Source organism: Porphyromonas pasteri (assembly GCF_014647755.1).
Classification (GTDB): Bacteria; Bacteroidota; Bacteroidia; order Bacteroidales; family Porphyromonadaceae; genus Porphyromonas; species Porphyromonas pasteri.
This window is the reverse complement of the sequence record NZ_BMPU01000002.1, coordinates 330,519-344,634: the sequence shown is the minus strand read 5'-3', so window position 1 is coordinate 344,634 and position 14,116 is coordinate 330,519. Positions and strand designations below refer to the sequence as shown.

11 protein-coding genes and 2 tRNA genes are annotated in these 14,116 nt (G+C 56.9%); 4 read left to right on the top strand and 9 right to left on the bottom strand.

Annotation, left to right across the window (positions count from 1 at the left end):
• Positions 1-414 precede the first annotated feature (414 nt).
• From hflX to IEX77_RS04940, 4 genes are read left to right on the top strand one after another with little or no spacing between them, the layout of a single operon-like run.
• Positions 415-1,647, top strand: a complete 1,233-nt coding sequence (gene hflX, locus IEX77_RS04955) for a GTPase HflX (protein WP_060935623.1) — start codon at positions 415-417, stop codon at positions 1,645-1,647.
• A gap of 27 nt (positions 1,648-1,674) precedes the next feature.
• Positions 1,675-2,796, top strand: a complete 1,122-nt coding sequence (locus IEX77_RS04950) for a ferrochelatase (protein ID WP_188807974.1) — start codon at positions 1,675-1,677, stop codon at positions 2,794-2,796.
• A gap of 19 nt (positions 2,797-2,815) precedes the next feature.
• Entirely contained in the window at positions 2,816-4,888 is a 2,073-nt protein-coding gene (locus IEX77_RS04945; RefSeq protein WP_188807973.1) for an alpha-L-fucosidase, read from the top strand.
• Between the two features lies 1 nt (position 4,889).
• Positions 4,890-5,390, top strand: coding sequence for a low molecular weight protein-tyrosine-phosphatase (locus IEX77_RS04940; protein WP_060935626.1), 501 nt, complete (start codon positions 4,890-4,892; stop codon positions 5,388-5,390).
• A gap of 63 nt (positions 5,391-5,453) precedes the next feature.
• Here IEX77_RS04940 and IEX77_RS04935 read toward each other — a convergent pair.
• The 9 genes from IEX77_RS04935 to IEX77_RS04895 all read right to left on the bottom strand — a co-directional run bounded on the left by IEX77_RS04935 (position 5,454) and on the right by IEX77_RS04895 (position 14,021).
• A tRNA-Arg gene (locus tag IEX77_RS04935) sits at positions 5,454-5,530 on the bottom strand.
• A gap of 35 nt (positions 5,531-5,565) precedes the next feature.
• Positions 5,566-5,642: transfer RNA gene (locus tag IEX77_RS04930), tRNA-Arg, on the bottom strand.
• Between the two features lie 725 nt (positions 5,643-6,367).
• Complete coding sequence (locus IEX77_RS04925) at positions 6,368-6,898, bottom strand: shikimate kinase (protein WP_188807972.1); 531 nt, start codon at positions 6,896-6,898, stop codon at positions 6,368-6,370.
• Between the two features lies 1 nt (position 6,899).
• A complete protein-coding gene (locus IEX77_RS04920) occupies positions 6,900-8,954 on the bottom strand; it encodes an HD family phosphohydrolase (protein WP_188807971.1) in 2,055 nt (684 codons plus the stop codon).
• Between the two features lie 678 nt (positions 8,955-9,632).
• On the bottom strand, positions 9,633-10,796 hold the full coding sequence (locus IEX77_RS04915) for a hypothetical protein (RefSeq protein ID WP_188807970.1): 1,164 nt from the start codon (positions 10,794-10,796) through the stop codon (positions 9,633-9,635).
• Between the two features lie 13 nt (positions 10,797-10,809).
• Positions 10,810-10,986, bottom strand: a complete 177-nt coding sequence (locus tag IEX77_RS04910; RefSeq protein WP_188807969.1) for a hypothetical protein — start codon at positions 10,984-10,986, stop codon at positions 10,810-10,812.
• A 350-nt stretch (positions 10,987-11,336) separates the two neighbouring features.
• The gene (locus tag IEX77_RS04905) at positions 11,337-12,494 is read right to left on the bottom strand and encodes a hypothetical protein (RefSeq protein ID WP_188807968.1); all 1,158 of its coding nucleotides are present in this window, start codon (positions 12,492-12,494) and stop codon (positions 11,337-11,339) included.
• Positions 12,495-12,510: 16 nt separating this feature from the next.
• Positions 12,511-12,678, bottom strand: coding sequence for a hypothetical protein (locus tag IEX77_RS04900; RefSeq protein ID WP_188807967.1), 168 nt, complete (start codon positions 12,676-12,678; stop codon positions 12,511-12,513).
• 659 nt (positions 12,679-13,337) lie between these two features.
• Positions 13,338-14,021 (bottom strand): hypothetical protein, encoded by a 684-nt coding sequence (locus tag IEX77_RS04895; RefSeq protein ID WP_188807966.1) that lies wholly within the window; start codon positions 14,019-14,021, stop codon positions 13,338-13,340.
• Between the last annotated feature and the right edge of the window lie 95 nt (positions 14,022-14,116).

Below are 14,116 nucleotides of genomic sequence, written 5' to 3'. Positions count from 1 at the left end.
TCGGTGCGGGCGCTGTCCATTTCACTACAAGCATTCGCTCGAAGAGCCGGTGCAAAAGCTCCCGATCCGTAGTGCTACTCTGTCGAAACAAGCGAGCTATTTCTTTGTCTACGTACGTGGATTTAAGGTCTACGCACGATGATCCTATGGACTACGTACGTAGATGATAAGACCAGGTACGTGGATCAAACTATTTCCAGTGATTTGGCAAGCTTTTCTCAGCTCAGACGGCCCTTTTTCTTGCGCTGGAGAAGGATCTTTCTTGTGGAGGGAGGCGCACACGCTTCGGAGGTGTCGCCCGCATAAGACAGGGAGAGAAGAGCAAGCGGTCGTAGAGTGCCCAGCACCGAGCTTTCGGACACGGTGATGTAACGCTGGGCGAACTCCTTATATATTATCGTATTTTTGTAGAGTATGAGAGAGTTTATCATCACTGAAGCCAAGAGCGAGGAAGCGGTCCTCGTCGGGCTCATCACTAAGAACCAAAACGAGGAGCAGGCACGCGAATATCTCGACGAGCTGGACTTCCTCTCCTCCACAGCTGGTGTGCGAGCCGTACGTCGCTTCACCCAGCGCCTCGACCAGCCCCACTCCGTCACCTTCGTCGGTAAGGGCAAACTGGAGGAAATCCGCCTCTTCGTCGAGGAGAATGAGATCGGTATCGTGATCTTCGACGACGAGCTCAGCCCCAAGCAGCTTCGCAACATTGAGCAGGCACTGAAGGTCAAGATCCTTGACCGCACCAGCCTCATCCTCGATATCTTTGCCTCCCGAGCTACCACGGCCTACGCTAAGACGCAGGTCGAGCTGGCTCAGTATCGCTATATGCTCCCCCGACTGACCCGCCTGTGGACGCACCTGGAGCGCCAGCGTGGGGGCGTAGGGATGCGCGGCCCTGGGGAGACGCAGCTCGAGACCGACCGCCGTATCATCCAGGACCGTATCGCCCACCTCAAGGCCGAGCTGAAGGTCATCGACCGCCAGATGTCGATGCAGCGCAAGAACCGTGGCAAGCTCGTCCGCGTCGCCCTCGTCGGCTATACCAACGTAGGGAAGTCCACGCTGATGAACGTGCTGTCGAAGAGTGAGGTCTTCGCCGAGAACAAGCTCTTCGCTACGCTCGACACGACCGTCCGTAAGGTCATCGTCCACAACCTCCCCTTCCTCCTCTCCGACACCGTGGGCTTCATCCGCAAGCTCCCTACGGAGCTCATCGAGTCCTTCAAGAGCACGCTCGACGAGGTGCGTGAGGCGGACCTCCTCCTACACGTGGTGGACATCGCCCACCCCAACTTCGAGGAGCATATCGAGGTCGTCTCCTCGACGCTGCGCGAGATCAACGCTGGCATCGACCAGCCGACGATCCTCGTCTTCAATAAGATCGACGCCTTCACCTTCGAGGAGCGTGATGCCGACGACCTCGGCGAGCGCACCCGCCGCAATATCAGCCGCGAAGAGCTGCAGCAGACGTGGATGGCGAAGCTCGGTGAGCAGGGCTGCTGCTTCATCTCCGCTCGCACAGGCGAGGGGATCGAAGAACTGAAGCAGCTCCTCTATGACCGCGCCCGTGAGATCCACGTGCAGCGCTTCCCCTACAATGACTTCCTCTTCCAGGACTACACCCTGGCCGAAGGCGATGAAGCTTAGTACGTCTTTCCCCTCAGCCCCCAAGAGATGAGGACGACACGCCCCTGCCTCTTTGGAGCGGAGTTCCCCGCCAAGCGCGCCACGCTCCTCCTGAACTTAGGCTCCCCCGACTCCCCGTCCGTCCCTGACGTGCGCGACTACTTGCACACCTTCCTCATGGACCGCCGCATCATCGGGATCAGCTATCCGCTGCGCTACTTCCTCGTCCATCACCTCGTCGTACCCCGTCGTGCGCCGAAGTCCGCTGCGCACTACCGCACGATATGGGATGCCGATGCGCAGAACTTCCCGCTCATCTCCCACTCCGCCTCGATAGCCCAGCAGCTCACCGAGCTACGCCGTGAGCCCGTGGCGGTAGGGATGCGCTACGGCCACCCAGGTACGGGCGAAGCCTTAGAGGCCTTGGCCGCCCTCCCCGACATCGAGGAGGTCGTCATCGTCCCACTCTATCCCCACTACGCACGCAGCAGCTATGAGACCGCCGTGGCCTTCGCCCTCGAGGAGATCCGTCGCCTCGGTCTGCGCCCCATGCGCCTGCGTCTGCAAGCACCCTTCTACGGGGAGACGGCCTACCGCACGGCCTTAGCCGATAGCGTCCGCGAGTATCTCACGGAGCCCTTTGACCGCCTCGTCATCTCGATGCATGGCATACCGCTCTCTCACATCCCGAAGGCGTGTCGTGAGCACAACGGCCACTCCACCCACTGCGCTGACCGCCGCACTTGGCATGAGCGCCACGGCGAGGAGGACTGCTACCGCCTGCAGTGCGAGGAGACAAGACGCTACCTCGCTGAGGACCTCGGCCTCGAGCCAGAGCGCGTCGAGCTGGTCTATCAGTCCCGCTTGGGCTTCCACGACTGGCTCCAGCCGTATATGGCACGCCGCGTGAAGGAGTTCGCCCGCGAAGGTGCCGAGCGCATCGCCGTCGTCTGCCCCGGCTTCGTCTGCGACTGCCTGGAGACGATCCAGGAGATCAACGATCAGGGCCGTGCGGACTTCCTCGAGGCAGGAGGCAAGAGCTTCACCTACATCCCCTGCCTCAATAGCAGTACGGCCTTCGTCACTGCCCTCAGCACCCTACTTGACAAAACGATAGCTGAGCCCTCAGCACTCCTCAGTGCAGAGAATCAGCGCAAATACAAATATTAATCCACCCATCCTACCCTTTATGAAGAAGCTAACCGCTGGGATCGCATCTCTACTCCTCGCCCTCAGCCTCCCCATTGGGGGCACGGCACAGAGCAAAGCACCCGCCCCAGTCCACCCCGTCCCTACACGCGCCCAGATCGAGTGGCAGGAGCTGGAGACTTACGCCTTCGTGCACTTCGGCCTCAACACCTTCAACGACCTCGAGTGGGGCTATGGCAACACTCCCGCTAAGACCTTCGCCCCCGAGCGCCTCGACACCGAGCAGTGGGTGCGCACGCTCAAGCGTGCCGGCATGAAGGGGGTCATCCTCACCGCCAAGCACCACGACGGCTTCTGCCTCTGGCCCACGAAGACCACCGAGTACTCGGTGAAGAACAGCCCTTGGAAGGATGGGCATGGCGACCTCGTCCGCGAGCTCAGCGAGTCGTGCCGCAAGCACGGCCTGCTCTTCGGCCTCTACCTCTCCCCATGGGACCGCAATAGCCAGTACTACGGTCAGCCCGAGTATCAGAAGACCTTCCACGAGCAGATCAAGGAGCTCACCACGCAGTATGGCAAGCTCTTCGAATACTGGTTCGACGGTGCCAACGGCGGTAACGGCTGGTACGGCGGCGCAGACTCCACGCGTCAGATCGACCCCAAGAGCTACTACCTCTATGAGGACGCCTCGAAGATGCTCCGCAAGAATAATAAGGACATCATGATCTTCGGCGGTACCGTGCCCACGATCCGCTGGATAGGCAACGAGCAGGGCTGGGCTGGCGAGACCAACTGGGCCATGTACGACGAGGACAAGGCGAAGCACTACAGCGAAGCTCAGTGGGGTATGGAGGACGCTAAGCAGTGGCTCCCTGGCGAAGTCGACGTGAGCATCCGCCCAGGATGGTTCTACCACCCCCGCGAAGACCATCAGGTCCGCTCCGTGGCTAACCTCGTCCGCCTCTACTACCAGAGCGTCGGTCGCAATGCCAACCTCCTCTTGAACTGCCCCATCGACCTACACGGCCGCATCCCTGCTGAGGACTCTACGCGCCTCATCGCTTGGCACGACCATCTGAAGGAGGCCTTCCGTGACAACAAGCTCCGTGGCGTCGCTGTCACCGCATCGAACCTCCGTAGCGGTGATAAGAAGTTCGCCCCCAACCTCTCCAACGACGGCAAGACGAAGACCTACTGGGCTATGGCTGACGGCGTGACGAGCGGCTACCTCTTCTACCGCTTCTCTCGCCCCACACGCCTCAACACCCTCGTCTTGCAGGAGTACATCGCCCTCGGGCAGCGTGTCAAGCGCTTCCGCATCGAGACGGAGACGAGCCCCGGTGTCTTCGAGCCCGTCGCTACCTCCGATAGCCTGACGACCATCGGCTACAAGCGTATCATCCGCTTCGCTCCCGTAGAGACGAAGAGCCTGCGCGTCACCTTCGAGGAGGCACGTGGCCCCGTCTGCATCGCCGAGATCGCAGCTTACCTCACCCCTGAGGTGCTCGAGGCTCCCAAGATCCGTCGTGACGAGAGCGACAAGGTGCACATCACCTCCGTCACGCCAGACGTCGTCATCGAGTACGCTATCGAGGATGCTAAGACCAAGCACCCCAAGGGCTGGCAGCGCTATAAGGGTCCCTTCACCCTCAGCGATGACCACGCTACGATCCGCGCCCGCGTCTCTACGTCGACCAATAAGGACCGCCCTGAGACGACCAAGCGCCTCGGCTTCGCAGCCTCACAGATCCAGACGCCTTCGCTGGGCGCTGATGACCGCAAGGCGCTGCTCGACGGCAACGGCTACACGACGGTCACGCTCGAAGCTGGGCAGACTTCACTCGAGCTGCTCTTCGAGGACGCACGTCCCATCCAGAAGCTCATCTACACGCCCTCTCAGCAGCGTGATGCCTCGGGCCACGTGCGCTCCTACAGCATCTACGTCGACGGGCAGAAGGTCGCTTCGGGCAACTTCGACAACATCCAGAATAACCCCATCCCCCAGGAAGTCCTGCTCCCCGCAGGTACCTCGGGCTCACGCATCCGCTTCGTCGCTGAGGCGATCGTCGGCCAGGGTGGGCGCGTCACCCTCGGCGACCTAAGCATCGAGTAGTATGCCCCACGTGAGTCCACAGCCCTCCCGCCCTGTACGTGTCCTCTTCGTCTGCCTCGGCAACATCTGCCGCAGCCCATCAGCCGAAGGACTCTTCCGCCACTACGTAGCGAGTCAGGGCGCCGAAGGCGACTACGAGATCGACTCCGCGGGCCTCATCGCTCACCACGAAGGCGAGCTCCCCGACGGGCGTATGCGTGCCCACGCCGCCCGTCGGGGCTACTCCCTCGAGAGTCGCTCCCGTCCCATCACCTACGAGGACTTCTTCCACTTCGACTATATCATCGGTATGGACGAAGCGAATCGGGAGCGCCTACTGGAGCTGGCACCCACCGAAGAGCTGGCACGCAAGGTCAGCCTCCTCCCCGAGTGGAGCGAGCGCAGCCCACGCGACCACGTCCCCGATCCCTACTATGGTGGGGCGGAAGGCTTCGAGCACGTCCTCGATCTCTTGGAGATCTGCCTGCCCGACCTATACGAAAAGACCCGCCCCACCGCATAGGTGGAGCGGGCCTACAAAGCGAAAGCGCCGTACTACCTCGTGGTAGTACGGCGCTTCTTCTTGTGGTGACCCCGACAGGATTCAAACCTGTAACCTTCTGATCCGTAGTCAGATGCTCTATTCAGTTGAGCTACGGAGCCATTCCGTCCTTTAGTAGTATCGTCTCATCTCTCCGTGGTGACCCCGACAGGATTCAAACCTGTAACCTTCTGATCCGTAGTCAGATGCTCTATTCAGTTGAGCTACGGAGCCATTCACTTCTCGAGAGGACTCTCTAAAGATTTCGCTTGCAAAGATACACCTAATTTCCGTTTCCACCAAACGAATCCGCAGAAAGCGGCAAGACAGCCACCTCAGAAGCCGAGGGTAGATCGAGGAAGTAGCTACCAGCCGTAAGCGATTTCCTCGGCAAGATGCCCCACTCTGGAGAGCACCTTTGTCCTCACGCTCAATGCGCTCACAGCGATAGGCGAGGCAGGTATTTATAGCACCTCGCAGATGAAGTACTATAGGGAGGTGGCCGAAACCAATACTCGTCTACGCTCGAACCACTATTGGTGTGGGGTGCAAACCAATAGTGGTTCACGAGTCGACCACTATAGGTTCGTAGTAGTAACCTATAGTGGTCAGCGCATCGACCACTACTGGTCGCCCTGCAGGCCCATATTGGGTTGTTGCTCCGCGTAGGTATAAAAGTTGTGGACGAGTAGCAGATAAGTTTGGACTACGTACGTGGTCCTAATATCTACGTACGGGGATATTTGGATTGACGTGCCTGGTCTTTAAGACTACGTGCATAGATAGAAGAATACCACTACGGGAAGACGCTTTTTTCTTCACGAGAACGATGCTTTTTTCTCCGCTGAATAAGAGGAATACTTGTGATAAGGCGAAGCGAAGAAGGGAGCCGACAAATAAGCACGCCCCACCGACAGACAAGTGCTATCGGTGGGGCGTAGCTGTATGCTTATGCGGGCTTAGTGTACGAGCTCCTTCGCCAGCTCGAGGGCAAAGAGCTGCTCCTTCTGCGGCGTATCTACGTGATCAATCTCGCAGATACGGTGCGCACGGCTATAGATAGGCTCGCGCACAGCGAGGGTGTCCTGCACGAAGGCAAGGAGCTCTTCCCCACTCTTGTCGCGTATCGTCGGACGTGTGCGCTTGCACAGCTCGAGGCGAGCAGCGAGGATGGGCGTCGAGCAGCGCAGGTAGATGACGCGCCCCGCCTCCAGTAGGTGATCCATCGTATCGGTATAGCACGGCAGCCCGCCTCCCGTAGCGAAGACGGTATCGGGCATACTCATCAGCTCCTCGATAGCCATACGCTCACGACGACGGAAGACCGCTTCGCCGTGCTCGGCGAACATATCCGTGATGCGCTGGCGGAAGCGCGTCTCGACGAAGACATCCGTATCGATGAAGCGCCGCCCGAGGGCTTCGGCCAGATGGCGCCCGATGGTGCTCTTGCCCGAGCCCATAAAGCCGACGAGGAAGATGGGGGCGTGCATACTACTTCTTGTCGGGGTAAGCGATGCGCGCGTGGTACATCGTCTTGAGCTTGAGGTAGAAGACTTCCTTGATCTCCTGTATATCGTGGAAGGTAAGCGGCGTATCGTTCAGCAGCCCTTCGGAGACGATACCATCGACGATCTTAGCGATGAGGCTGCGGATGCCCTCCTCGGTGTACTCGCCGAGACTACGGCTGGCGGCCTCTACACTGTCGGCGAGCATGAGGATCCCCTGCTCCTTGGTGTAGGGGTTAGGCCCTGGATAGGTGAAGGGCTCTGGGTCGACGACCTCGTCGGGATGCTCGTTCGAATACGAATTGTAGAAGTAGCGCGTGGTGCTGCGCCCGTGGTGCGTGCGGATGAACTCAATGACGGGATCGGGCAGGCTGTGCTTCTGCGCCAGCGTGATCCCGTCGAGGACGTGGCGGATGATGGCGCGCGCACTCTCGTGGTAGGTGAGGTACTTGTGGGGGTTGTTCGCAGCCGAATTCTCCGTGAAGAACTCAGGGTGGAGCATCTTCCCGATATCGTGGTAGAGCGCCCCTGTACGGATGAGCTGGGCATCTGCACCGATCTTCGTAGCGGCAGCCGTCGCGAGGATAGAGACTTGGTACGAGTGCTGGAAGGTCCCTGGAGCGATCTCCGACAGCTCCTGCAGCAGCGGCATATTCGTATCACTCAGCTCGACCAGACGCACGCTCGACACATAGCCGAAGATACGCTCGACGATGAAGGCGAAGATATAGGAGAACATCAGGAAGATGAGGTTCACCCCATAGAGTAAGAGCTGGATCCAGTAGCCGCGTGAGATAGCTCCTTCATGCCCCCACTCGACGATCATCGAGGCGCCGATATAGACGAGGAAGACGAGGAAGGCGGCACGGATGATCTGCCCGCGCGACGTCAAGCTCTGCAGTGAGAAGAGCGCCGTGAAGCCCGCCGAGAGCTGGATGAAGATGAAGGACAGCGGATCCGAAGGCACAAAGTATGCTGAGGCAAGGATCGTGAAGAGATAGGTATTCAGCGCCAGATGGCTCCCGAAGAATGCACGCAGCAGGATGAGAAGCATCACATACGGGATCACCTGAATGGGGAAGAGATTTGTGCGAGCCTGCAGCTCCGTCAGTGCAACGAAGGCAAAGAGGAGCAAGATCAGCAAGATCAGGTTGCGTGGCTGCTGGAGAAAGGGCTTGCAGAAGAGCAGAAGGTAAATGCCGAGGATCGAGAAGAGCAGTAGCAGATAGAGGAAGAGCCCGACGTTGATGATCGAGGCGGTATCTCCGCCGAGGCGATTGACCTGCTCGATGTTGTACGAGCGCAGGATATTATAGATATGTGGCGTGACGATCTCCCCACGGTCGATGATACGCTCGCCCTGCTGCACCATCCCCGTAGAGGCTGAGAGGCTGGACAAGGCATCATCCAGCACCTTCGCCGTGTACTCCTTGTCGTAGCGCACGTTGTCCTCGAGGTAAGAGGCGACGCTGAGCTTCTGCAGCTCCGAGCGCTGCAGCCCCGCCTTCTCCGCATGAGCGAAGATCATATCATACACTTCCTTCAGACTATAGAAGGTCGTGATAGGCGTACGCGAGAGCACATTGTCCGCCCCGAGCAGGTTGATCTCCAGATGCCCCTCGTCCTTGAGCGAAGAGAGTGTCGTAGCCTGCACCATACCTCGGGTGTAGTACTGACGCAGCTCTTCCTTGAGGAAGTTGTAGTACTCACGTGGCAGCGTCTTGCTGAAGCTCCGCTCGTAGTCGTCGTGCAGCTGATTGAGCTTGCGGGGCAGGAGCTCCGCATTGTACGTGTACACGGGCAGCGTCTCCTGACGGATGCTGTCCTGCTCCATACGTAGCTGCTCGGCCGACTTGTAGATGGGGAAGTCGTACGGCGCCGTGATGAGGTCGTACGACCAAGGCTTACCTTCGCTGAAGGCATACTGGAAGCTCCTATTACGGGGCGCCAGGAGCATGATGACGAAGGCCAAGAGAGCGAAGGCCAAGAGCACACGGAACGCCTGCCCTTGGACGATCTTTTTAATGGAGAATGAGAACATATCTGCTAAAGGGTTGCTTCACACAAAGATAACGAAAAGCGCCCGAGAGCGCTATGCTACAGGCCTTCGCCCGTCCTCCTGCACCCTACCGAGAGCTGGCTAAGGGTCATAAAATGGATTGCCCCCAAGGCACCATACGGCACCTCAAGGGCAACTCCTTAGGATAACTCCGTGGACCTTCACAGGGGCACGAAGCACAAGACACTCGCCACTAAGGGCGAGCCACACACTCTATTTTGATACTATTCTGCTGACCAACGGGGGCCCTACGACAGGGTGCCCCTCTGCTTAGTCCTCGCCATCACGGTTGCGACCGCAGTCGCTTCCCGCTGGGAGGACACTTAATAATGGCGGCGATGGTGGCGGCAGCGTGGTGTCTCATAGCGTGCATGTGAAGACGTAAGCGGTCTTGTCATAAGCAATGCAAATTGGATGAAACAACAATGAACACGTAGCAGCCTACCCTCCAAATTGGGTAGCCCGTAGGAGTCACATCACTCCAAGCCCTTCTCAATCATACGAAGAGACAAAGAGTATCCGTTGCACTCCACAAGCAAAGGTACCAAATAAAGTCACATCACCAAGCCTCCGACAAAAGAGCCACCCCTCAGATGTGCGATAGAGCACATCTGAGGGGTGGAAAGGGAGGGGCTAAATACACCCTATGTAAGGAAGGGACTACCAGCCTCGACGGCGGTTAAAGTCCACAGCTCGGCCCGAGAAGACGCTGTAGACCGTACCCGAGTTATCTCCGATAAAGCTGCCGTTGCCATTATTCCCATTAAAGTAGATCATCGACATATCATAGACGACGGCACGACCGCCTTGAGGGAACTGCTGGATATTGATATTACTCAGGCGAGGGATCACAAACTTCTTAGCCTGAGCCTTGTCATACTGATTGCCGACCATAGGATAGTAGGTACCATAGATCGTAGGGAAGACTGGCGTGATCACCCCCAGATCCATAGGATAGACGTAGAGGACATGCATCTTCTCCTTCACCTTGGTACCCCCCATGACTGTCTCACGAAGGGGGTGTATATAGGTCGAATTAGCCGTGCGCGTCAACTTGGGAGCACCACCTGCGGAGAGATCCACCTCTACCTCAGACTCCGAGAAGCGCGAAGTGCCAAAGGTAAAGACCTCTGGAGTAAAGGCGTAGGTCGTATTCGTCGCATAGGTGGGAATGAGGACAAGCACCCCGAGGAACTTAAACTGAATCCCAGAGATCACGTCCGAGCTGGTGCTAAGCGCCGTCTTAGGGAAGTACATCGGGAGGTTCTGCATCGCCTCCCCCTCAAGGACAGCAGGGGGAGCCGAGACCGTAACCTTCCCCGTCGTAGCATTGACACTCGTAGCACCGAGTACACCAGCGACCTCAATAGATGAGCGCGTGACACCCGAGAGAGCTGCAGGGATCTCCGCCTCGATGTCGCCACGATAGCGACCACCTACATTCTTAATCTTGATCTGAGCAGCTACAGGGTATGCAGCCGAGCCATGATAGAAAACGAGGGTCACAGGCTCCGTAGCTTCACCGGTAAAGACCGCCTTACTGGTCTCTTTCCTCATAGGGCGCCAGCGCAGATATGGATACTCGCCAAAGCTATCGCTGCCCTTCTCATCCTGAGGGATGAAGTCCGAGAGACCTGAGGAGACCATCATCGCACGGGCCTTAGAGCCTTCGCCATTGTCAAAGCCCACCGAGAGCTTGATACGCTCGCCGGAGGTCGTCATCACAGAGGCATGCTGACGAGTAAGGGGGGCATCTTCATTCCCACACGAGGTGAGAGTAAGGGCCAAGAGCAGCTGAACTGCCAGAAGTAACTTCTTCATCATACACGTCATCACGTTAGAGAGCGGGCTCATCGACAAGGTCCGTGCCCCAGAAGTCATCGACGAACTCGTCGGAGAATAAGGTACTGAAGATCACCAGCAGATCATGCCCGCCTCCAGTCGTAAGATCAAATTGTTCAGCACAAGGCGCCTCGTAGGGGAGACGTCCGGCTATGGAAGTAGAAAACTCCATTCCGTATTATTTAAATCAAACCGTTCTTTAATTAGCTCCATCTCACTGCTGGTGCAGGATTTCTCAGGAAACCGCGCCTCAAAAAGCGGAGAAGCCAAACACAAAGAACGGCAAAAACATTCATATTCGCATATTGATCTCGTATATTAATGTATAAATCCACTGCATAAACCTTAGTAGCATAGAGAGACACCGCATCAGAAGGAGGCAGAATGGCGCCACGCTCTAATAGTGAAGCCCCCCATCCATCACCAAGCCACCCCTATAAAAGATCCACCCCTCAGATGTGCTCTATCGCACATCTGAGGGGTGGATGTATGTAGCGCAAGAAGCGCTAAAGCAGTGGAGGACTACCAGCCATTACGGCCGTTCTCCCCGACATCACGTCCAGAGAAGACGGAGTAGTCGGTCTTCTGATTATCACCCCTTTGGTATCCCAGCCCGTTATCGCCATTGTAGAAGGCTATCGTCATATCATACACCATGAGACGTAACCCCATTGGGAAGACATCTGTCATCGTGGTAGCGGAACGAGGAATAACAAACTCCTTTTGGTGAGCCTTATTGCCCTTCGGATAATAGGTACCAAAGAGCGTAGGCACATAGAATGTATAGCTGGCGGCAGGTACGGGGAAGACGTAGAGGATATGCGTCTTCGGCTGGTCACCAGAGCGCACCTCGGTCTCACGCAAGGGGTGTACATACGTGGAGCTGGCCGTACGTGTCAGCGTGGGCTGGCCACCAGCAGAGAGATCTACCTCTACCTGAGACTCCGTGAAGCGCTCTGGGCCGAAGGTAAAGACCGTGGGAGTAAAGACCTGGTTCTCAACCCTTAATGAGGTTGGATATACGGACCCTTCAGCTTTCACGGCGACTGGCATCACGACCAGCACACCGAGGAACTTGAAGCGCAGCCCCGTCAGGTGGGTAGAGCTTGCACTAAGAGCCGTCTTCGGGAAGTACATCGGCATCGTCTGCATCTCCTCGCCTTCGACGATGGCGGGGGGAGCCGTGACCGTAACCTTCCCCGTCGTAGCATCGACACTTGTCGCACCAAGGACACCAGCGACCTCGATATCCGAGCGCGTCACACCCGAGAGGGCTGCAGGGAGTGTCGCCTCGATATCACCGCGATAGTGGCCGTTGACATTCTTGAGGCTGATCTGGCTCTCTACAGGATAGGCCTTACCGCCGTGATAGAAGACGAGGGTAACAGGCTCCGTAGCCTCCTGAGAGAAGACAGCTTTCGCATTCACCTTTCTTGTGAAGCGATAAAGCATATATGTAAAGCCGAAGCTTACATCATCTTTTGTTGCTTGCAACCCACTCCCTCCAGAAGTGACAGTCATCGCACGGGGATTAGACTCTGCCTCTGGCGCAAAGTCTACAGAGAGTGTGATACGCTCGCCTGTCGTGGCTCGCTGGTGCACAATGGGGCTATCTTCCTGACCACACGAAGTGAGGCCAAGACCTAAGAGCAGCTGTGCTGCAAGGAATAGTTTCTTCATCATCATTGCATTTACATTAGAGGGGAGGAGTATCCTCCTCATCCAAAGGCTTATCTTCAAACTCTTCATCGAAGTTGGCGCTAAAGCTCACCAGCAGGCTGGGGCTCGCAGCCGCAAGAGCAAATAGTTCGGCACAAGGCGCCGTATATGGCAGACGTCCGTCTACCTGACTTCTAATATTCATTCTGTCTTTTATATAAAGTAAATTGTACAGTAAGTGACTCCTCCATCCTCTATCCCAAGCTTCTCAGCGATGGACAGAACTTCGAAAGAGCATGCAAAGGTATGTAAAATTATCAATATATCAGGATAACTCCCATCTATATTCACATAGATATACCACATAATCCGTACAAAGATCTCCCTTTTCCCCTCTTCTAACAAAGCCAAAACCGCGCACAAGAATCTCGATCCTATCACTACGCCAGCCCCACCATCCAGCAGCTATCCAAGCTCCAAATACCCACAGAAAAAAACCTCTACCAAGCACAAGATAAAGTGCAAGCACCCACCGAAAAACCTTCGCACCACTACGACAACTCCCCTATCCGCGTACCAAGTCTTTATATCCTCGCACGTAAATCGTAAAGACTACGTACGTAGATCTAAGGACTACGCACGTGGATCTAACTCTTCCACTACGGGAAGGCAATAAATACCCGCGAGCTAAGCACGATATCGCCTACACCTGCGCACCTATTATATATAGTGGGTCGTACATCGTCCAGTAAAGAAGCGTCCTCGCTGCCGAGCTGTGAGGACGCACAAAAAAGCCCCGCCCTGACGAGCTGAGGCTCATCAGGGCGGGAGGCTGTATAGAGGGAGGGCTTCGTCCGCCCCTCACTACAAGGTCATACCGATACGCAGGGTGAAGCCCGTCGCTCTGTAAGGAGTAGCCTCTCGGTCGAGCATAAGATCGCCGCCGGAGGAATTGCGCACCGTGCTAACCCCGACGCCACAAGTGAAGCGCCAGAGATCAAGCCCTACCACGGCCGAGCCGTAGAAGCCAGAGACTCTATTCACCAAAGTGAAGCTATAGCCAGGACGCAGGTCCACAAAGGGCTTGATCGGGCCACGGACAGGGAGGTAAGCACGCAGATGCCCATAGATGGGGATCACTAGATCTGCCGACTCAGCCATATCGCGCAAGAAGCCTGAACCGAGACCCAGGAAGAGAGCTCGGCTGAAGCGAGCCCCGTAGCTCACGAACGCCCCAGCATGCTGGCGCTCAGAAGGGCCGAAAAGGTACCCCGCATCAAGATGCCAGTTGAGATAAGGTGTACGAGGCTCTTCATAGAAGGAAGGTCGCCCCGTGGAGTACTCGATACGCTCTAAGTCGGAGTAGGGACAGATGAGGAGGGAGCCATCACGGAGGCGAATCTTCACCTGCGTATCTGGGAGCTCCTCGATGATCTGGCCATAAAGGACCGAGCCATTCTTGAGATAAATGGTGTCGTGCGTGCGCTGCGCCTCGGCCAGACAGGCAAACATAAGGCACGCCAAGAGGGAGAGGAAGAGACGTTTCATGGATACAAAGTTAGCCGAGTCTACAAAAAACAAGTCCTCCCCTCACTCTTCAAGAGAGATGAGGGGAGGACTTTAGGTAAAGGAGCAGTCGAGAG